A 17,523-nucleotide genomic window follows, 5' to 3' on the forward strand; every position below is an offset into this window, starting at 1 on the left:
ATAATGCCTCCCTTAAAAATTATGTAAAGCGCGTTACTCGTTCACTTTCACCATGGACGGGCGGATCACCCTGTCTTTTAACATGTACCCTTTTTGGAATTCCTCGATCACAACATTGGACGCAGTGCCTTCTTCCTGCCCCTGCATGATCGCCTGGTGATAGTGCGGGTCGAATTCTTTCCCGAGTGCTTCAATCGGTTCTGCGCCTTCTTTTTTCAGCGCCTCCAAAATGCTGCGGTAGACCATTTCCATCCCGTCCAGCAACTGGGCCGTATGTTCATTTTTTTCAGCCATGGACAGTGCGCGTTCAAAATTGTCAAGCGCCGGCAGCAGGTTCACAATCAGATCCTGTGCCCTGTATTTCTCGGCTGCTTCGCGGTCCAGATTTACGCGGCGCCTGTAATTGTCAAAATCTGCGCGCAGGCGGAGATAACGGTTTTCAGCCTGATCGAGCTCATTCCGCAATTTCTCAATCTCCTCTTTTGCTTTATTCAGTTCTTCAGCGACATTTTCGGTTTCAGGCTTCTCCGCCTTTTCCGCTCCATTGCCTTCGCCCTCTGGCGGCGCCTGCTGATTTTCCGTATCTTTTTCTTCCGCAAAGACGGATTCAATTTGTCCTTCTTTCACTTCATCCGAAGCCCGTTTTTGTTCGTCTTTCACTTCTTCTGAAGCACGTTTGTTTTGTTCGTCTGCCATGAGCATTCACCCCCTTTAAAATGAGACGGGCATAAAAAAGTCCAGTAAGAAAGGACTTAAAGCATGTGCTTTTGCGCTTTAAGCCTCCCTACCCAATATGCCCGTATTGCCTATCCGTCATACAGTTTCGTCAAGGCGTTGGTCATATCATTACTCAAGAAATCCACTATACTGATGACGCGTGAATATTCCATGCGCGTAGGGCCCAAAATTGCAATTTTGCCGACCGGCTGGTTACCGATCGAATAGGTGGCTGTAATCATGCTGCAATCTGCCATCTCGGAAATCTGGTTTTCTTTCCCGATTTTTACGTGAATGCCGCTTGGCACGCGTTTGACCAGGTCATAAAAACTGTCTTCCCGTTCTATCATATCAAGAAGGGGACGGACTTTCTCAAGGTCATGGAACTCCGGCTGGTTCAAAATATTGGCTTTCCCGCCGACAAAAATTTTATCATGCCGGTTTTCGTTGAACATGCTGATTACGGTCTTCAGGATCGATTCATAGTTTTCAGTATGGCTGCGCAAAATGTCAGCGACTTCTTTATATATTTTATCCCTTAAATCCGGAATCGGCACATTGGCCAGCCGCTCGTTAAAAATATTGACCATTTTTTCAAGTTCGCCCGGGCGGAATCCTTCCGGCAGCGAAATCGTCTTGTTCTCCACGCGGCCGGTATCGGTAATCATAATGGCAACCGCCGTTTTTTCATTCAGCGGGACGATCTGCATATTTTTCAGTTTCGTATCTTTGACTTCCGGGCCAAGCAGAATCGCCGTGTAGTTCGTCATTTCGGAAAGGATTTGGGCAGACTTTTTCACAAGCTCTTCCATTTCGTCTATTTTTTCGGCAAAAATCGAATGAAGCTGCGATATGTCTGCCGGTCCCAGTTTTTGTGGCGACAGAAGATGATCGACGTAATAACGGTACCCTTTTTCAGAAGGTACCCTGCCGGATGACGTATGTGTTTTTTCAATAAACCCAAGTTCCTCAAGATCTGCCATTTCATTCCGGATCGTAGCGGAACTGAAGGAAATGCCGTTTTTCTTGGAAAGCGTCCTGGAACCTACCGGCTGGGCGGAACGAATAAAGTCATCAATGATCACTTGCAAAATCAACAGCTGACGATCAGTTAACAACTTCCATCACCCCTGTTAGCACTCCGTATAAACGAGTGCTAATTTATATAAATAAATTAACAAAATCCCCTGTTGTTGTCAATATATTTACATCAAGCGTCAACTGAGGAGAAAAGCTTCAAAGACTTCATTGCCGAGAAAACGCCCTTCCCTTGTCAGCCGGAGAGAACCGCCCTTTTCTTCAAGAAGCCCGCGTTCTGTCATTTCTTTGATCGCGCCTGCAAAAACTTCTTTCATATCCACTCCAAATTTTTCACGGAAATGGCGGAAACGGACGCCTTCGTTTTTTCTGAGCCCGAGAAACATTTCTTCTTCCATTTTTTCTTTTTTTGTCTCTGTATGTGTTTCCATAACAGGGAGGCACCCGTCCCGGAGCATGCCGATATATTTTTTCAATGCGCCGTAATTGGACAGGCGGACACCTTTTTCATACCCATGGGCGCCGGCGCCGAAACCGAAATATTCTTCATTATTCCAATAGACGAGATTGTGGCGGCTTTCATAGCCGGGTGTGGCAAAATTGCTGATCTCATACTGCTTTAGGCCGTGCTTTTCCATCTCGTCCATTAACATGCTGTACATATCCGCTTCCGCATCTTGTGACGGCAAGCGGAGTTTTCCTTTTCGCAGCAGATTGTAAAAAATCGTCTTCGGCTCAATGATCAGCGAATAACTTGAATAATGCGGCAGCCCCATCGACAAGGCTTCGTCAAGCGTTTCGCGGAAATCTTCAAGCGTCTGCCCAGGAAGCGCGAACATCAAATCCATGCTGATATTGGAAAAACCGATCTTTCTCGCATGGCTGATCGTCCGGTAGACATCTTCCCGGCGGTGGGTCCGTCCGATTTTCTCAAGCAACCGGTCATTGAACGACTGGACGCCGAAACTCAGCCGGTTGACACCGTAGTCATGCAGGAGGCGCAGCTTCTCTTCAGACGTTTCCCCGGGATTGGCTTCAAATGTAAACTCCCCGTCCCCGTCATAAGGCAGGATCGTGCGGATTGCGGCAAGCAGTTTTTCAAGCTGCCTCTCATTCAGTGCGGTCGGCGTGCCACCCCCGACAAAGACCGTGCTCATCTTTTCACAAGGGGCTTCAGCCATTTTGATCCGCATTTCTTCCAGCAGCATCTCAATGTATTCATCCACCGGCTGGCCTTTTAACAAAAATTTATTGAAATCGCAGTAATAGCAAATATGTTCACAAAATGGAACATGAATATATGCGGCTTTCATTGCATCACAACCTTATTTGTTTTCATCACGGGCATGTCCCGGAAAAAGGAGCGCGCGGACAGCCGCCAATCCGCTCCCTGCCCGCTCCGGTTATTTTTTCGGGGTCTCGTCCATTTTCAGCACAGCCATAAACGCTTCCTGCGGGATTTCAACAGAACCGACCTGCTTCATCCTTTTCTTACCTTCTTTTTGCTTTTCAAGCAGTTTCCGTTTCCGGGAAATGTCCCCGCCGTAACATTTTGAAAGCACGTTTTTGCGCAATGCTTTAATATTGGAACGCGCAATAATTTTCTGGCCGACTGCCGCCTGTACTGGCACTTCAAACTGCTGACGCGGGATGAGTTCTTTTAATCTTTCGACAATCGTCTTGCCGCGCTCGTACGCAAAGTCGCGGTGGACGATGAAACTAAGGGCGTCCACTTTTTCCCCATTCAGTAAAATATCCATTTTTACGAGATTGGACTGTTTGTAGCCGATCAATTCGTAATCAAAGGAAGCATACCCTTTTGTACTCGATTTCAGCTGGTCAAAAAAGTCGTATACAATCTCAGAGAGCGGGATTTCATAAATGACATTGACACGGATATCATCGAGGTACTGCATATCGATAAAATTGCCGCGTTTTGCCTGGGCAATTTCCATCACTGCGCCGACATAATCGTTCGGAACCATAATGGACGCGCGCACGTACGGCTCTTCGATATATTCGATTTTCTGCGGTTCCGGCAAATTCGCCGGATTATCAACTGTCACTTCACTGCCGTCCGTCAGTTTAGTTTTATAAATGACGCTTGGCGCGGTCGTAATCAGTTCAATGTTGAATTCGCGTTCAAGCCGTTCTTGGATGATTTCCATATGCAGGAGCCCGAGAAAACCGCAACGGAAACCAAAACCGAGCGCCTGCGATGTTTCCGGCTCATATTGCAGCGACGAATCATTTAACTCCAGCTTTTCAAGGGCATCCCGCAAATCATTGAATTTCGCGCTGTCTACCGGGTACAGGCCGCAGTAAACCATCGGATTCATCCGCCGGTAACCGGGAAGCGCCTCTTTTGCAGGATTTTCAGCGCTTGTAATCGTATCGCCGACGCGCGTGTCTTTTACATTTTTAATCGATGCCGTTAAAAATCCGACATCGCCGACAGTTAATTCGTCTATGTACAACGGTTTCGGGGTGCTTACGCCAAGCGCTGTCACTTCAAATTCCTTGCCGGTTGACATCAGTTTAATCTTATCCCCGACTTTGACAGAGCCTTCCATTACACGGATATAGGCAATCACGCCGCGGTACGAATCATACAGCGAGTCAAAAATAAGCGCCTTCAGCGGGGCATCCGGATCCCCCTCAGGCGCCGGTACTTTTTCGACAACCTGTTCAAGAATATCTTCAATCCCGATCCCGGCTTTAGCGGAAGCAAGAACGGCTTCCGATGCATCAAGGCCGATCACATCCTCTATTTCCTGCTGGACGCGTTCCGGATCGGCGGAAGGCAGGTCAATTTTATTGATGACCGGGATAATTTCAAGATTGTTATCCAATGCAAGATAAACATTTGCAAGCGTTTGCGCCTCGACCCCTTGCGCGGCATCGACAACGAGCACCGCTCCTTCACAGGCGGCAAGGCTGCGTGACACTTCGTATGTAAAGTCTACATGTCCCGGGGTATCAATCAAATGGAAAATGTATTCTTCCCCGTCATTTGCTTTATAGTTCAGCCGGACGGCATTTAATTTGATCGTAATTCCGCGTTCCCGTTCCAGTTCCATCGAATCGAGGAGCTGGTCCTTCATTTCGCGCTCGCTCAGCGCATGGGTCTTTTCCAGAATGCGGTCGGCCAAAGTCGATTTGCCATGGTCGATATGGGCAATAATGGAAAAGTTGCGGATCCTCCTCTGCCTGTCTAATTTTTCTTCACGGTTCATCATTTACCTTCACTCCTGTATTCGGCACATGTACACTATTTCTGATTATATCAGCAGGAAAGCGCGACTTCAACGAAAAATGATCAGCCGCGCCTCGCCAAAAAAAGAACCGCCTGTTCAGACGGCTAACGGTTTCCTGATTGTCCGCTCCCGGCGCCGTTTACACTGTCCGCCTGCCAGTAATACCCAGCGAACACATCGGCAAAAACATCCATCGTCCGGTACATTTCTTCAAAAGTATTATCCACGCCGCCGACTTCAATGAGAAAAGCATTTCCCGATAAATCCTGGTTGAATTTTCCGTTGGTTGACGCCCCTTTCTTCAAAATGACACCCCTTGACAGGTTTTTATACTTCTTTTTGATCAAGTTATGCAAATCCTCAGCCAGCTTTGCATTCTTTTCCCAGTTCGGGTTTTCCCCGCCGATCACAAAAGCAATTTTTGCATACGATTTTCCATTGATGGTAACGGTCGTATCTTTTTTTCTTCTCGAATCGCGGTGGATGTCAATAAAATATTGAAGGTCGCGGTCGTTTTTCATCGCCGATTCGACGACGGTGCGCGATCCTTGGTAAGACTGGTAATACTGCATATGGTTTTTCTCAAGTAGCTTCAACACATCAGTCGTATTCGCCTCTGCGCCAATTCCCTTGTCCTCGAGATCCTGCGCGAGCCTCGCCCCGACTTTTGTTACGTTGATCTTCGAATGCTGGGCAAGGTCGGGATTCGTGACGCCTTTTAAATACGGCAGATAGGATTCATGTGTATGGGTAAAATAAATCAACACCCGTTTCTTGCCGCCCGTTGTCCGCCCGGGCCGCTGTTTTGCATCGTCCGATCCGCCATTTTCCTCGATTTTTTCCGTATTTTGTGTGGCCGGATCTTTCGATTGCAAGGCGCTGTCAGGCGGGACGGATTCAATCGGCATATTCGTATAGTCAGCGCCGTCTCCGGCAACAAGGATTTTGCTGTCAAAGATTTCAAATCCCGGCAGTTCACGCCCGAGAAAGCTGCGCGGGTCTTCAAAGCGGATGTTGGTGAGCATTTCAAACACGAGATTTCCGACCGGCCGCTCGTCCGTATCCGGAAAATGGTGTACAAGCAGCTGGCTGTCCGACAGCAGGTACTTGTACAATGTTTTGCTTGAAAGATGCTTTGCGGCTTCATTGACAGCCGAAGAGGAAACCCGGTATCCCGGCTTCAACGACGTCAATGTGCCAATTAAGATGACAACAAGCACGAGGGACAGGATGATTATAGAGATTAGGCGTATCACACTGGTCAGATTCAATATAAAAAAATGGCTGGAATGCCTGCCGCTTTTCATCGTCCCACCCTTTCCAATCGATTCTATTACATTCTATGAATCTCATGGAAGAATAGAACACCGAAAAGCGGGGGCGCCCTCGGGCTATGGCGGAGCGCCTGCAACTTACCTCGTCTTAAAACCGGTATTTTCCTGGTTCACATGGGGGTGGAGCGCCGCATTTAGCCCGCTCGCCAGAAGATTTGCCATATCTTCCATAAAAATGTCCACTTCTTTTGGCGTCACCATTAAGTTATGGCCGAGCGGCGCGAGCACTTCGTGAATCAGTTTCCGCTTTTCCTGTTCATCCAGATTGCCGACAATTCCCATAAACATTTTCCGTGCTTCACTTCCCGGCAGATCTTCTTCCGTTAGCCTCCGCTTTTCCCCGAACGAAAGCCCTGCCGGTGCAAGCGCCCGTGAAGGCCGGCCTGATTCTTTCATTTCTTTGCCAAAATGTTTTAAAAGAAAATCGATCGCGTCGCTCGTAATCGTCACGGCGTCCACCACTGTCGGAACGCCGATCGCAATTACCGGCACACCGAGCGTTTCTTTCGACAATTCTTTCCGCTTGTTGCCGACACCGGATCCCGGTTGAATGCCTGTATCCGAGATCTGGATCGTGGCATTCACCCTTTCCAGCGAACGGGATGCGAGTGCATCGACGACAATAATAAAATCCGGTTTCGATTTTTCACTGACGCCGAATATAATATCGCTCGTTTCGATTCCGGTCAGCCCCATAACCCCCGGGGCAAGCGCACTCACCGGCCTGTAGCGCGATTCAACATTTTCCGGCTCGATTTTAAACAGATGGCGGGTGACGAGCACTTTTTCGCAAACAAGCGGGCCGAGCGCATCAGGCGTCACATTCCAGTTGCCGAGCCCGACAACAAGGCAGCTCGCCTCCGGACCAATATTTAAATGTTTCAAATATTGATTAAACTCAAGTGCAAACAATTCTTCCACCTTTTGCTGGATGTCCATATCCCCGCTGCGGATGCCCTGCATTTCAATCGTCAAATAATTCCCGGCCTTTTTTCCGATGACTTTTTCCCCTTTTTTGGAAATTTGAACCGTCGTCACCTTTATATCGTTTACGGTCCGTTCTTCCACCGTTACGCCTTCCAGTTCTTCGCTTTCCCGGTTCTTCACTTTCTCTTCCACTGCAAGATCACGCGCTTCAATCGCTAAATCTGTGCGGACGGAATAAACACTGAGATCCATTTGTTCTTCTTCCTCCTTTTGGCCGTTTCCTTTATCCTTGTTTTTCCCCATTCCAGCCAGACCATTCGTTTTGTGCAAATTCCGGCTGTATGTATTGCAATCTTGTCTTCCATTTGTTACAATATCATTTGTTCTAAAGTGAAAGTGGACGAGCCAAACTAAGTTTGCTCGTAGGAGGTGAAACGGGTGCCAAACATTAAATCTGCGATTAAACGCGTAAAAGTGAACGAAAAAAACTATGCTCAAAATACAGCGGCAAAATCCGCCATGCGCACGGCAGTGAAAAAGTTTGAAGCGGCGGTTGAAAACAACGACGAAAACGCAAAAGCACTTTTAGTCGATGCGGTGAAACGCCTTGATAAAGCTGCATCTAAAGGCCTTATCCATAAAAATGCGGCAAGCCGCCAAAAATCACGCCTGATGAAAAAATTATCCGAACAGGCGTAACGCACCAAAATAAAAAAGACGCGCAATCCGCGTCTTTTTTATTTTGCCTTCATTTCATGCAGTTGAAACAAAAACATTTCAATGATCATTTCTTTTTTCAGCCCGCCCGATTTCATCTGGTAGTCGCTATCGGCAAGCAGCGCCATGATCCGGTTCAGTTCATCCGCGGAAAAAAGCCCCGCCTGCCCCGCCGCCAGTTTTACTCTGTATGGATGCACTTTTAAATAAGACGCGATTTGCTGCTGGCCATAGCCGCGCCTTGCCAACTCTTTCGTCTGGTAGATGAGCCGGAACTGGCCGGCAAGGAGCGCCAATATTTTAATCGGCTCTTCATTGAGCTTTAAAAGGTCATAATAGATCCGGAGCGCCTCATCAATGCGGCGGTGAACCACTTTTTCGACAAGTTCAAATACATTTTGCTCAAGCGACCGTGCCGTCAGCAATTCCACCATTCCATCTGTAATTTCATTACCGCTTCCGGCATACAGGGCCAGCTTGTTTATTTCATGATCGAGCGCAATCATATTGGTTCCGGCAAGCGAAATCAAGTGTTCCGCAGCCTTCCTGTCAATCCGGCAGCCTTCTTCAGCGGCGCGGGAAACAAGCCACCCTTCAAGCTCCCTTTCATTTAATTTTTTTGCCTGGAAAGTTGCGGCCTGCTTTTTGATCAATTTCACCAGTTTTTTCCGTTCATCCAGTTTTTCATAAGGCGCAACCAGCACAAAAACCGTGTAAGGGGCGGGAGATTTCACGTATGCTTCCAGCTTGTCCAGCTGGTGTTCCACTTTCTGTTTTTGCTTTTCAGCAGTCAAAAAAAACGGATGGTGCGCAATCACGAGCCGTCTCTCCCCCATAAAAGGGAATGTCTCCGCATCTTCGACCGCTGTCTCGACCGGCACTTCCTCCAGGTCATACGAAGCATAATTAAAATCTGCCTCTTCCGGAGTGAGCGCATGATCCAGCAACTTTTGTTTCGTTTTTTGAATGAAATAATCTTCTGCGCCGTACAATAAATAAAGCGGGGAAAATTGCCCGCGTTCAATCTTTTTCCATAATTCATCCATTCTGTTCCGCTCCCAAACCTTTCTTACTCCCTATGTTAAGAGAACGGGCGCATGGTTGCAAGTAGAAAACAAATGGAAAAGGGGATCCGTAAAATCCCCTTTATCTATATAAACGTTAACGGAACAGTCCCGGGAAGCTTTTCCGTTAACGGTGGACCCGTACCCTTATTGTCACACGCAGCCGGATATCTATGAATGACAACTCCATCCAAAACGGTGGAAATCGTTCTGAAATTATTATATAATCAAAAAACAGGGAGGGATTTGGATGAATGAATTCGAGCAGGATGTCCAGTCAAAAACGAACGATGTTGCCGATGCCGGAGCAGGTTTTCTGATCTCTTTTTTGTTTTTTGCGCTGATATTTATCATTGCCACCGCAGCAGACATCATTGGCAGATAGCCCCGCTCCGGGCAGTGCCGAAGCCATTCCGGACGGTTCCTTAATTAATGTATATTATGGGAGGACGGTAGAAAAGGTTCCCTTTTCTTTGAAAAAGCGGTATTGCACCGCCCCGTCCTCATCCGTCCGGAATATGAATACCCCGTTTTCGCTGAGCCGTTTGACCACTTCCGGAGAGGGATGCCCGAAACGGTTATGCTTTCCGACAGAAATGACGGCGATCCGCGGATGATACTTTTGGATGAGCGTTTCGCTTGTCGAAGTTTTGCTGCCGTGATGCCCGGCTTTTAGTACGTCAATGTGGATATCCGGATAAGCCGCCACGAGTTTTTCTTCTCCTTCCTGCTCAAGGTCTCCGGTAAACAGCCACGTCTTTCCCCCTGTTTTCGCATAAAGGACAAGCGAGTCATTATTCCCCTCATACGTTTCGTCAAACGGCGAAAGATATTGAAATACGCCCGATTTGTTTTGCCATCCGTTCCCACTTTTCATTTCATATACCGGGATTTTTTTCTGTCGGGCACAAGCGAGCACCTTCTGCATCAGCGGTTTTTCCCATGAATGGGGCGAGATATCGATTTCTTTGACGCGGAGAGACGTGATCACCGCCGTTGCGCCGCCAATATGGTCCTCGTCGCTGTGCGTTAAAATCAGCTTATCAATCGTTGTAATCCCCTGGCTTTTTAGAAATGGCACCACAATATCTTTGCCGGTTTCAAACGGATGCTCCCTTTTTTTCCATGCCGGTTCCGGAAACTGGACGGTCCCTCCTGTGTCAATCAAATACGTCCCCCTTGAAAGCGGCAGCCGGATTAAAATACTATCCCCCTGCCCGACGTCAATAAAGGTGATTTTACCGAAAAGCGGATATCTGTTTGCCGCAAGGAGGAGCAAAAGCACAGAAAAAAGTGGCAGGACAGCCCGGATCGTTTTCTTGCCGTTTTCCATCGCCACCAAACCATAAAATCCCGCACCTGTCATCAGGATCAATCCCCAGTATGGCGGCCTCCCGGTAACGAGCGTGGACCAGCGGCCGTCGAACGCTTCCCCCGTTTTTTCCGACAGCGTTACAAGCCCGTCAAAACACGTGGCAAAGATGGAAAACAGCGGCGGCGCCCATTCTGAAACAAAGGCAAGCGCAGCAAGCGGGAGCAAAACATACGTATAAAGCGGCACATAAAAAAGATTGGCAACAAGCCCCGCAATAGAAAACGCGTAAAATGAATAAGAAAGGATGGGGAGGGCCGCAAGCTGGGAAATGAACGAGATTGCGAGCCCTTTTTGCAACGGGCCCCGGAACCGCTCTAAAAGAGGCCCTGAAAGAAGCAGTGCGGCGCAAACGGCAAAAGAGAGCTGGAATCCGATATTATACACGATATTTGCATTTTTTAACCCATACAAAATGAAACAGATGGACAAAGCATCGAGCGGCCCGATTGGCAGTTTTTTTTGCCCAGCCAGCACAAGCAGCATCGTCATCGCCGCCGACCGGACAACTGGCGGGTTCATGCCGCATAATACCGCATAAACCGGCATCACCCCCAGTAAACAAACGGCGGCACGTTCCCTTGTCATCCCGAGCCGGATGAACAAATAGTAGCAAAACCCGGCAACGAGCTGCACGTGAAGCCCGGAAATGGCAAGCAGATGGACGACGCCAAGCCGCTGGTACAGCTGGTAAACATCGTCATCAAAGTCTGTTTGCTCGCCAAATAAAAGCGCTTCTGCATACGGTACGGATTTTTCCGGAAATGTTTTTTGAATTTGAAGCAGGAAGTGGTGGCGGATTTTTTTCAAGAAACCGAGCAGATGCTGTGGCGGGCTGTTGCACGCGGAAAGCCGGTCCGCTTTTAAAATCCAGCGGATATGCTGATGAGCCAAATAGGTGCGGTAGTTAAATGTAGACGGGTTGCGGTTTGGCTCAGGGGCTTCCAGTTCCCCTTGAGCCATGCAAACCGTTCCGGGGGATAAGGTTTGTTTCAAAGATTCCAGTTCTGCTTCGTTCCCAGCGTAATACGTTAACATAAACGTTTCTTTCCCGGTTTCCGCCTTTCCCTTGATCGCGTTCCCGTCGATACGCGGATAATCGCTGAAGCGGACGGGCATCCGGGCACTGCCGGCATGAAACTTTGTATCATACGCAACTGTCTGAAAGGTACCGCTCAAAAACCCCAACCCGTAAAAAACAGCGGACAAAAGGAGCAAAGGCCGGTTTCGGGCCAGGAAAATCCGGATCCAAACCAAATGGGCCGAAAGAACCAGAAGCAGCGGCGCGTGAAGGCCAATCAGGATGCCGCTTAACGTGGCGAGCGCGGCGAACAGCCAGTTGCCTTTCACACCATCACCGTGTTACGCTTTCGGAACGGATCCCGTTTCCGTTTCTTGATAAGTGCCTGCAAATAATGCCGCCGCCATTTGCTGCAATTCCTCCAGTTCTGCCGCTTCCGCCCCGTGGTCCTTTGCAATCATGAATAATTTCTCCACCAGTTTGGCTTTTTCGTTCGCCCGGATATCGAGCGTTTCCGGATGGAACGGGACATGTTCGACATGCACCCCCGCTTTTTCAAAAAGCTCCTTTGCATACGGATGTACCCGGTAATCTTGGGCATAGTACACGTTTTGAATCCCTGCCTGAATAATTGCTTTCGTACAGTGCAGGCACGGGTAATGAGTCACATAAAGATCCGCGCCGTTTGTTGCCACCCCGAATTTTGCACATTGCAAAATCGCATTCATTTCAGCATGGATGGTCCGCACGCAATGTCCATCAATCACGTAGCAGCCTTTGTCAATACAGTGTTCGTCCCCCGCGATCGATCCGTTGTAGCCGCCTGCGATAATTCTTTTATCCCTGACGATTGTCGCCCCAACCGCAAGCCTTGAACAAGTGCTCCGCCAGGATAATAAATGGCTTTGCGCCAAAAAATACTGGTTCCAGGAAATCCGGTCCATTTTTCTCTTCCTTTCTGCTCATGTGATTACTGTAAAGTGATGGAATTTTCGATTTTCGCAAAAGTCTGGTCCCCAATCCCCGACACATTTTTCAAATCTTCCGGTTTTTGAAAAGGGCCGTTTTTCTCCCGGTATTCGATAATGGCCGCAGCTTTTGACGGCCCGATGCCCGGAAGCGTTTCAAGCTGGGTCTGGTCGGCCGTATTGATATTGACCTGTGCGGCCGCTTCACCGCTTGCCGCCGTCCCGGAAGAAGAGGAAGCGGGCGCAGAAATTCCGGCAGCCGCCGTGGCAGTTTGGGCAGAAGCCGCTTTTTCGCCTTTTTTCGGCACCTCAATCACCATTTCATCTTTTACTTTCTGCGCGAGATTGACCTGATTCCGGTCGGCGTTTTCATTAAAGCCCCCTGCTTCCTGAATGAGGTCATAGACCCGGTCATCCGCTTCTGCTTTGTAGATGCCGGGATGCTTCACCGCGCCTTTTACATCCACGTAAACTTCGGCAGCGTTCTGCGTTTGGGCCGGGGCTTGCGTTTGTGCGGTATTTTGGGTCCCGTTTTGATTTTGCACATCTGTCCCGCCCTCCGCAGGCTGTCCGGACTGCACGGCCGTTTCGGGTTGCTGGTAAGCCCCGGAAGCAGTGTCCATACCTCCATTTTGGCTAAAATAGTAAAAGATTGCAATCGTAATGGCTGCCACAGCCGCAGCTGCATGCCAGCGGTATTTGAGAAACAACGTTTTCAAAGACCTTCACCTCTTTTTTTCCATTTTGTTTTTGGATACATAATCGCCTGAATTTGTACATATATTGTACCGGGCGCTGAAAGATCGGCGGCTTGAGGAGGGGAAGCCAGCATGAACATTGGCGTGATCGGAACGGGAAATATGGGTAGCATGTTAATTGAAGCTTTGATAGAAACAAAAGCCGTTACGCCTGCACAATTCCGGATCACAAATCGCACACCTGAAAAAGCCGCAAAACTTGCAAACAAGTATCCCGGGATGCAGGTTAAAAATATAGAAAATACTATTTTGGAGAGCGACTTAATTTTGCTGTGTGTAAAACCGCTTGAGATTCACGGCATTCTAGAGAAGGCTGGGGGCGCCTTCCGGAATGATCAGTGCCTTGTCAGCATTACAAGCCCGGTTACAGTCGGGCAGCTCGCCACAATGGTTCCCTGCTCGTGCGCAAGAGCCATCCCGAGCATTACAAACAGGGCAGCTGCCGGTGCGGTGTTGCTGACATTTGGCAGCCAGTGCACAAGCGAGTGGCAGGGAAAATTAAAAACATTGTTCTCCAAAATATCCACCCCGGTTGAAGTTGACCAGCAAATCACGAGAGTGGCATCGGATTTGGTCAGCTGCGGTCCTGCTTTTTTCAGTTTTTTGGCACAAAAAATGATAGAAGGAGCCGTCAACAAAACAAAGATTGACAGCGACACCGCTTGCATATTAACGGCTGAGATGTTGATCGGCCTGGGGGAACTGCTGAAGCAGCAAATTTATACGCTACCTGCCCTGCAGGAAAAAGTGACGGTAAAAGGCGGTATCACCGGCGAAGGATTAAAGGTGCTTGAAAAAGGGACGGATGGCTTATTCGAAAAACTGTTTGAAGCGACGCATGAGAAATTTAAGGAGGATACGGACGCGGTGGCCGGGCAATTCGGCACACCATGATATTTCGACATCTTTCTGTTTATTCCTGCTTCTTTTTTAAATTTTTTTCAAAAAAAGCATTCTGCGTAGGCAGAATGCTTTTATCGTTTGATGCACGTAAAAAATATCCTTTCACTTTTTGGGCCGGGCGCTTCTTCTGTAAAATCAGCAGCGGGCGGCATAACATGGAAGCCCGATTCCGTAAGCCAGTTTTCATAATCAGCAACCGGAAACGTCCGCTGTTTATGTAATTCATCAAAACGTTCATACAAGCCGGATTTCTCATCATATACGAAAAAACTGAGATCATGTTCAACGGCATGCGGGCGCTCACCCGGAAAGCAGTTCCAGATATAGGAAACCTCATCCCCGTTATCGGCAAAAGTGTGATGAGGGAATAACACATCTGTTTTATAAACGGAATGCACGTCAAACAAAAACATTCCCCCGGCCTTCAGGGCTGCATGCACATGCCGGAACGTTTCTTTGACCTCTGTTTCCGTTTCCAAATAGTTCAGAGAATCACAAAAAATCGTGACCATATCAAAATCATGCAGGCCGCAAAGCGCGCGCATATCCTGCTGCAGGAAAGTGAGGTGTGCCCCTTCAGCCAGTGCTTTTCCGCTCGCGACTGTAAGCATGTCTTCCGATAAATCAACGCCCGTTACTTCAAAACCTTCCCGTGCAAGCAGCAGTGACAGTTCACCGGTACCGCAGGCAAGATCGAGCATGCGCCTTCCTTTGACACCATGCCGCTCCCTTTGCTGCTTCACCCACTGCAGCCATTGCGGATAGGGGGCATCTTCCATCAACGCATCATATACGTAGGCGAAATTTTCGTAGCTCATTGCAAGACGCTCTCCGCACTAACAGTCGGTGCGTCTCCCCAAAGCCTTTCCAAATTATAGTAATTCCGTTCATCACGGTTAAAAATATGGGCGACAATATCCCCAAGGTCAATCAGCACCCATTTTCCCTCTTCAAACCCTTCCATGCGCCTGACCGCAGTTCCTGCTTCTTCCGCTTTTTCTTTCACTTCACGGGCGATCGCCTGAATTTGTTTATCGGAATTCCCATTGCAGATCAGGAAATAATCCGCAATCAATGAAATCCCGCGCATATCGAGGACCACGATGTCTTCCGCACGTTTATCATCGCAAGCTTTTACGACTGTTTTTAATAACGTCTGATTGTCCATTTACTCCCCTTCTTTCTTCATCACTAAATCATTGTATAACGCAATCGTATCCGGAAAAACGGGCTGATTCCGGCCAATTAAAAATGTAATGGTATGCCCGGCTGCATACAATACTGCTTCATCGAGATCTTTGGCCGCAAGCCGCCTTGCTTCTTCGACACCCGGAAAATTCCGGCCGGGTTCAATATAATCAGCCAGATATACAATTTTTTCAAGCAACGCCATTCCAGCCCTGCCTGATGTATGGTACTTGATGGCATCGAGCACTTCCCGGTCCGTGACGCCGGCTTCTTTTTCCACCAAATAAGCGCCAACAGGGGCATGCCATAATTCATGATGAAAAGAAAGCAGCCGTTCGTCCATTTTCTGGTCGAGGATGATTTGTTTCATTTCCTCTTTCGGGCGGAATTTTGCATAATCATGAAAAATCGCCGCAAGTTCGGCTTTTTTCTGATCAGCATGATATTTTTTCGCCAGCCGGACGGCGCTTTCAGCAACACCGAGCGTATGGATGTAACGGCGCTCCGTCAGCTGTGCTTTGACAAGTTCCAATGCTTTCTCACGTTCCATATAAATGATGCTCCTTTATATATTCCCACACTGCATCCGGAATTAAATATTTTACCGACCGATTTTTTTGCAGACGTTCACGGATCAGTGACGAGGAAATATGAATTTCCGGAATTTCAACAAATTGGACAGGATACTTGGTCTGGTGCGAATATGCCGGCCGGTTGACGCCGACAAAGCGGACGAGCCGAACGAGTTGGTCGATATTCCGCCATTTCGGCAAGTATTCGATCATATCCGCGCCAATGATAAAATAAAAGTCCGTATCAGGTTCCCGCTTTTTAAGCAGCACCATTGTGTCATAGGTGTAGGAGCGGCCGGGCCTCTCCATCTCTATTCCCTCAATCGAAAATGCCGGCTGCCCCGAAATGGCAAGCGTGAGCATTTTGATTCGGTCATGGCCAGTGATGCCGGCCGTTTTTTCTTTATGGGGCGGGTCCTGGTTTGGCATAAAACGGACTTCGTCAAGTTTCAGATCCTGCAAAATTTCGTTCGCGATAATCAAATGACCAATATGCGGAGGGTCGAACGTCCCCCCTAAAATACCCACTCTTTTCATGCCGCCCACCCTTAAGGCAAAACAATCTCTTTATGGTTTTTCGATTCTTTATAAAGGACAATCGTATTGCCGATGATTTGCACGAGTTCCGCACGCGCCCCTTCTGCAAGCGCTGCGGCAACAGTATCTTTATCTTCATCGCAGTTTTGCAGGACACTGATTTTGATCAGTTCCCGCGCTTCAAGCGCCTCCTGCACCTGTTTGACCATATTTTCATTGACCCCGCCTTTTCCGACCTGAAAAATCGGGCTCAAATGGTGGGCTTTTGCCCTCAAAAAACGTTTTTGTTTACCTGTTAACATGAGTTTCCTCCTAGAATGCTTTCAACGACGTTTTTCATTTTCCTGGTATCCGGCTTCACACCGGTCCATTTTTCAAACGCAATAGCCCCCTGGTAAATAAACATGCCGAGGCCGTTTTGCACCCGGGCGCCGCGTTTTTTTGCTTCGTTTAAAAATTTCGTTTCAAACGGATTGTATATAATATCAGATACAAACGCATCTGGATTTAAATTGCGGACGGAAAGCGGCTGTGCGTCTGTATTTGGATGCATGCCGATCGATGTCGTCTGCACAATCAGCGTATATTCTCCCAGCTGTTCTTCCGCTTCTTTAAGCGTAAGCACCTTTGACGGGCACGGAAAAGGGCTTTCGTCCCGCATTTCTTCCGCTTTTTTTACCGTGCGGTTGCACAGATCAACGGTTACTGCCCCTTCCCGGCATAGCGTATAATAAATCGCTCTTGCCGCACCGCCCGCGCCGATGACAAGCACTTTTTCCCCGGAAATCACCCGACCGCTTTCTTCTTTCAGCGCCTGCATAAACCCCGGGCCGTCTGTATTATACCCGGCCCATCCGTGTGGAGTGCGGACAACGGTATTCACCGCACCGATCGTTTCCGCAAGCAAGTCAATCTCATCCAAATAGGGCATGATCGCCTGCTTATGCGGAATGGTCACATTAAATCCGGCCACGCCGATTGCTTTCATGCCGTTTACGGCGGCTTCCAGATTTTCCGGCGTGACATGGAAAGCATGATAGTCTGCATCAATCCCGAGTGCCCGGAATGCTTCATTGTGCATCGCAGGCGACAGCGAATGGGCAATCGGGTCACCGATCACCCCATATAAATCGCGCACATTTCTCACTCC

19 protein-coding genes are annotated in these 17,523 nt (G+C 48.5%); 3 read left to right on the forward strand and 16 right to left on the reverse strand.

Going from position 1 to position 17,523, the window contains the following annotated elements; genetic code table 11:
- Nucleotides 1-33: 33 nt before the first annotated feature.
- The 6 genes from grpE to gpr form a co-directional block, all read right to left on the reverse strand.
- On the reverse strand, nucleotides 34-696 hold the full coding sequence (gene grpE / locus NST70_RS09555) for a nucleotide exchange factor GrpE (RefSeq protein WP_342474904.1): 663 nt from the start codon (nucleotides 694-696) through the stop codon (nucleotides 34-36).
- A 110-nt stretch (nucleotides 697-806) separates the two neighbouring features.
- A complete protein-coding gene (hrcA, locus tag NST70_RS09560) occupies nucleotides 807-1,835 on the reverse strand; it encodes a heat-inducible transcriptional repressor HrcA (RefSeq protein ID WP_014097968.1) in 1,029 nt (342 codons plus the stop codon).
- Nucleotides 1,836-1,934: 99 nt separating this feature from the next.
- Complete coding sequence (gene hemW / locus NST70_RS09565; protein ID WP_035184568.1) at nucleotides 1,935-3,068, reverse strand: radical SAM family heme chaperone HemW; 1,134 nt, start codon at nucleotides 3,066-3,068, stop codon at nucleotides 1,935-1,937.
- Nucleotides 3,069-3,158: 90 nt separating this feature from the next.
- Nucleotides 3,159-4,994 carry a translation elongation factor 4 gene (lepA, locus tag NST70_RS09570; RefSeq protein ID WP_088775934.1) on the reverse strand — a complete coding sequence of 612 codons (1,836 nt, stop codon included), beginning with the start codon at nucleotides 4,992-4,994 and terminating at the stop codon, nucleotides 3,159-3,161.
- Nucleotides 4,995-5,116: 122 nt separating this feature from the next.
- Complete coding sequence (locus tag NST70_RS09575; RefSeq protein ID WP_014097965.1) at nucleotides 5,117-6,319, reverse strand: stage II sporulation protein P; 1,203 nt, start codon at nucleotides 6,317-6,319, stop codon at nucleotides 5,117-5,119.
- Between the two features lie 105 nt (nucleotides 6,320-6,424).
- Nucleotides 6,425-7,576: a GPR endopeptidase gene (gene gpr, locus NST70_RS09580; protein WP_043052562.1), complete on the reverse strand. Its 1,152-nt coding sequence runs from the start codon at nucleotides 7,574-7,576 to the stop codon at nucleotides 6,425-6,427.
- A gap of 135 nt (nucleotides 7,577-7,711) precedes the next feature.
- On the opposite strand from gpr, the gene rpsT reads away from it, so the two are divergent.
- Entirely contained in the window at nucleotides 7,712-7,972 is a 261-nt protein-coding gene (gene rpsT, locus NST70_RS09585) for a 30S ribosomal protein S20 (protein ID WP_017550564.1), read from the forward strand.
- A gap of 38 nt (nucleotides 7,973-8,010) precedes the next feature.
- On the opposite strand, the gene holA is transcribed toward rpsT, so the two are convergent.
- Nucleotides 8,011-9,036, reverse strand: a complete 1,026-nt coding sequence (gene holA / locus NST70_RS09590; protein WP_014097962.1) for a DNA polymerase III subunit delta — start codon at nucleotides 9,034-9,036, stop codon at nucleotides 8,011-8,013.
- Between the two features lie 268 nt (nucleotides 9,037-9,304).
- Here holA and NST70_RS09595 point away from each other — a divergent pair, with 268 nt between their 5' ends.
- The gene (locus NST70_RS09595; protein WP_014097961.1) at nucleotides 9,305-9,439 is read left to right on the forward strand and encodes a YqzM family protein; all 135 of its coding nucleotides are present in this window, start codon (nucleotides 9,305-9,307) and stop codon (nucleotides 9,437-9,439) included.
- Nucleotides 9,440-9,493: 54 nt separating this feature from the next.
- On the opposite strand, the gene NST70_RS09600 is transcribed toward NST70_RS09595, so the two are convergent.
- Genes NST70_RS09600 through NST70_RS09610 form a run of 3 tightly spaced genes read right to left on the reverse strand, consistent with a single transcriptional unit; the run spans nucleotide 9,494 to nucleotide 13,134 of the window.
- On the reverse strand, nucleotides 9,494-11,776 hold the full coding sequence (locus NST70_RS09600) for a DNA internalization-related competence protein ComEC/Rec2 (protein ID WP_014097960.1): 2,283 nt from the start codon (nucleotides 11,774-11,776) through the stop codon (nucleotides 9,494-9,496).
- A gap of 12 nt (nucleotides 11,777-11,788) precedes the next feature.
- On the reverse strand, nucleotides 11,789-12,391 hold the full coding sequence (locus NST70_RS09605) for a ComE operon protein 2 (RefSeq protein ID WP_342474907.1): 603 nt from the start codon (nucleotides 12,389-12,391) through the stop codon (nucleotides 11,789-11,791).
- Between the two features lie 26 nt (nucleotides 12,392-12,417).
- Nucleotides 12,418-13,134, reverse strand: a complete 717-nt coding sequence (locus NST70_RS09610) for a helix-hairpin-helix domain-containing protein (RefSeq protein ID WP_014097958.1) — start codon at nucleotides 13,132-13,134, stop codon at nucleotides 12,418-12,420.
- A gap of 111 nt (nucleotides 13,135-13,245) precedes the next feature.
- Between NST70_RS09610 and comER the strand changes: the two genes are divergently transcribed.
- The gene (gene comER, locus NST70_RS09615) at nucleotides 13,246-14,067 is read left to right on the forward strand and encodes a late competence protein ComER (RefSeq protein WP_341289089.1); all 822 of its coding nucleotides are present in this window, start codon (nucleotides 13,246-13,248) and stop codon (nucleotides 14,065-14,067) included.
- An 80-nt stretch (nucleotides 14,068-14,147) separates the two neighbouring features.
- On the opposite strand, the gene NST70_RS09620 is transcribed toward comER, so the two are convergent.
- The 6 genes from NST70_RS09620 to aroE are packed head-to-tail and all read right to left on the reverse strand — an operon-like array spanning nucleotide 14,148 to nucleotide 17,511.
- Entirely contained in the window at nucleotides 14,148-14,894 is a 747-nt protein-coding gene (locus NST70_RS09620) for a class I SAM-dependent methyltransferase (RefSeq protein WP_014097956.1), read from the reverse strand.
- On the reverse strand, nucleotides 14,891-15,244 hold the full coding sequence (rsfS, locus tag NST70_RS09625) for a ribosome silencing factor (RefSeq protein ID WP_014097955.1): 354 nt from the start codon (nucleotides 15,242-15,244) through the stop codon (nucleotides 14,891-14,893). The genes NST70_RS09620 and rsfS overlap by 4 nt, the downstream gene beginning before the upstream one ends.
- Nucleotides 15,245-15,814: a bis(5'-nucleosyl)-tetraphosphatase (symmetrical) YqeK gene (yqeK, locus tag NST70_RS09630; protein WP_035187915.1), complete on the reverse strand. Its 570-nt coding sequence runs from the start codon at nucleotides 15,812-15,814 to the stop codon at nucleotides 15,245-15,247. It abuts the gene before it with no gap.
- Nucleotides 15,804-16,373 (reverse strand): nicotinate-nucleotide adenylyltransferase, encoded by a 570-nt coding sequence (locus NST70_RS09635; RefSeq protein ID WP_017550570.1) that lies wholly within the window; start codon nucleotides 16,371-16,373, stop codon nucleotides 15,804-15,806. The genes yqeK and NST70_RS09635 overlap by 11 nt, the downstream gene beginning before the upstream one ends.
- 11 nt (nucleotides 16,374-16,384) lie before the next feature.
- Nucleotides 16,385-16,675: a ribosome assembly RNA-binding protein YhbY gene (gene yhbY, locus NST70_RS09640; protein ID WP_017550571.1), complete on the reverse strand. Its 291-nt coding sequence runs from the start codon at nucleotides 16,673-16,675 to the stop codon at nucleotides 16,385-16,387.
- Nucleotides 16,669-17,511, reverse strand: a complete 843-nt coding sequence (gene aroE, locus NST70_RS09645; RefSeq protein ID WP_017550572.1) for a shikimate dehydrogenase — start codon at nucleotides 17,509-17,511, stop codon at nucleotides 16,669-16,671. Before aroE ends, yhbY begins: the two co-directional genes overlap by 7 nt.
- Between the last annotated feature and the right edge of the window lie 12 nt (nucleotides 17,512-17,523).

This window comes from Weizmannia sp. FSL K6-0777, from assembly GCF_038593185.1.
GTDB classification, from domain to species: Bacteria; Bacillota; Bacilli; order Bacillales; family Bacillaceae_C; genus Weizmannia; species Weizmannia faecalis.

Bases quoted from the DNA above. Each gene is read 5' to 3' on its own strand.
- grpE (WP_342474904.1), bottom strand. From the start codon at position 696: ATGGCAGACGAACAAAACAAACGTGCTTCAGAAGAAGTGAAAGACGAA.
- hemW (WP_035184568.1), bottom strand. From the start codon at position 3,068: ATGAAAGCCGCATATATTCATGTTCCATTTTGTGAACATATTTGCTAT.
- lepA (WP_088775934.1), bottom strand. From the start codon at position 4,994: ATGATGAACCGTGAAGAAAAATTAGACAGGCAGAGGAGGATCCGCAAC.
- NST70_RS09575 (WP_014097965.1), bottom strand. From the start codon at position 6,319: ATGAAAAGCGGCAGGCATTCCAGCCATTTTTTTATATTGAATCTGACC.
- gpr (WP_043052562.1), bottom strand. From the start codon at position 7,576: ATGGGGAAAAACAAGGATAAAGGAAACGGCCAAAAGGAGGAAGAAGAA.
- holA (WP_014097962.1), bottom strand. From the start codon at position 9,036: ATGGATGAATTATGGAAAAAGATTGAACGCGGGCAATTTTCCCCGCTT.
- NST70_RS09595 (WP_014097961.1), top strand. From the start codon at position 9,305: ATGAATGAATTCGAGCAGGATGTCCAGTCAAAAACGAACGATGTTGCC.
- NST70_RS09605 (WP_342474907.1), bottom strand. From the start codon at position 12,391: ATGGACCGGATTTCCTGGAACCAGTATTTTTTGGCGCAAAGCCATTTA.
- comER (WP_341289089.1), top strand. From the start codon at position 13,246: ATGAACATTGGCGTGATCGGAACGGGAAATATGGGTAGCATGTTAATT.
- NST70_RS09620 (WP_014097956.1), bottom strand. From the start codon at position 14,894: ATGAGCTACGAAAATTTCGCCTACGTATATGATGCGTTGATGGAAGAT.
- rsfS (WP_014097955.1), bottom strand. From the start codon at position 15,244: ATGGACAATCAGACGTTATTAAAAACAGTCGTAAAAGCTTGCGATGAT.
- yqeK (WP_035187915.1), bottom strand. From the start codon at position 15,814: ATGGAACGTGAGAAAGCATTGGAACTTGTCAAAGCACAGCTGACGGAG.
- NST70_RS09635 (WP_017550570.1), bottom strand. From the start codon at position 16,373: ATGAAAAGAGTGGGTATTTTAGGGGGGACGTTCGACCCTCCGCATATT.
- yhbY (WP_017550571.1), bottom strand. From the start codon at position 16,675: ATGTTAACAGGTAAACAAAAACGTTTTTTGAGGGCAAAAGCCCACCAT.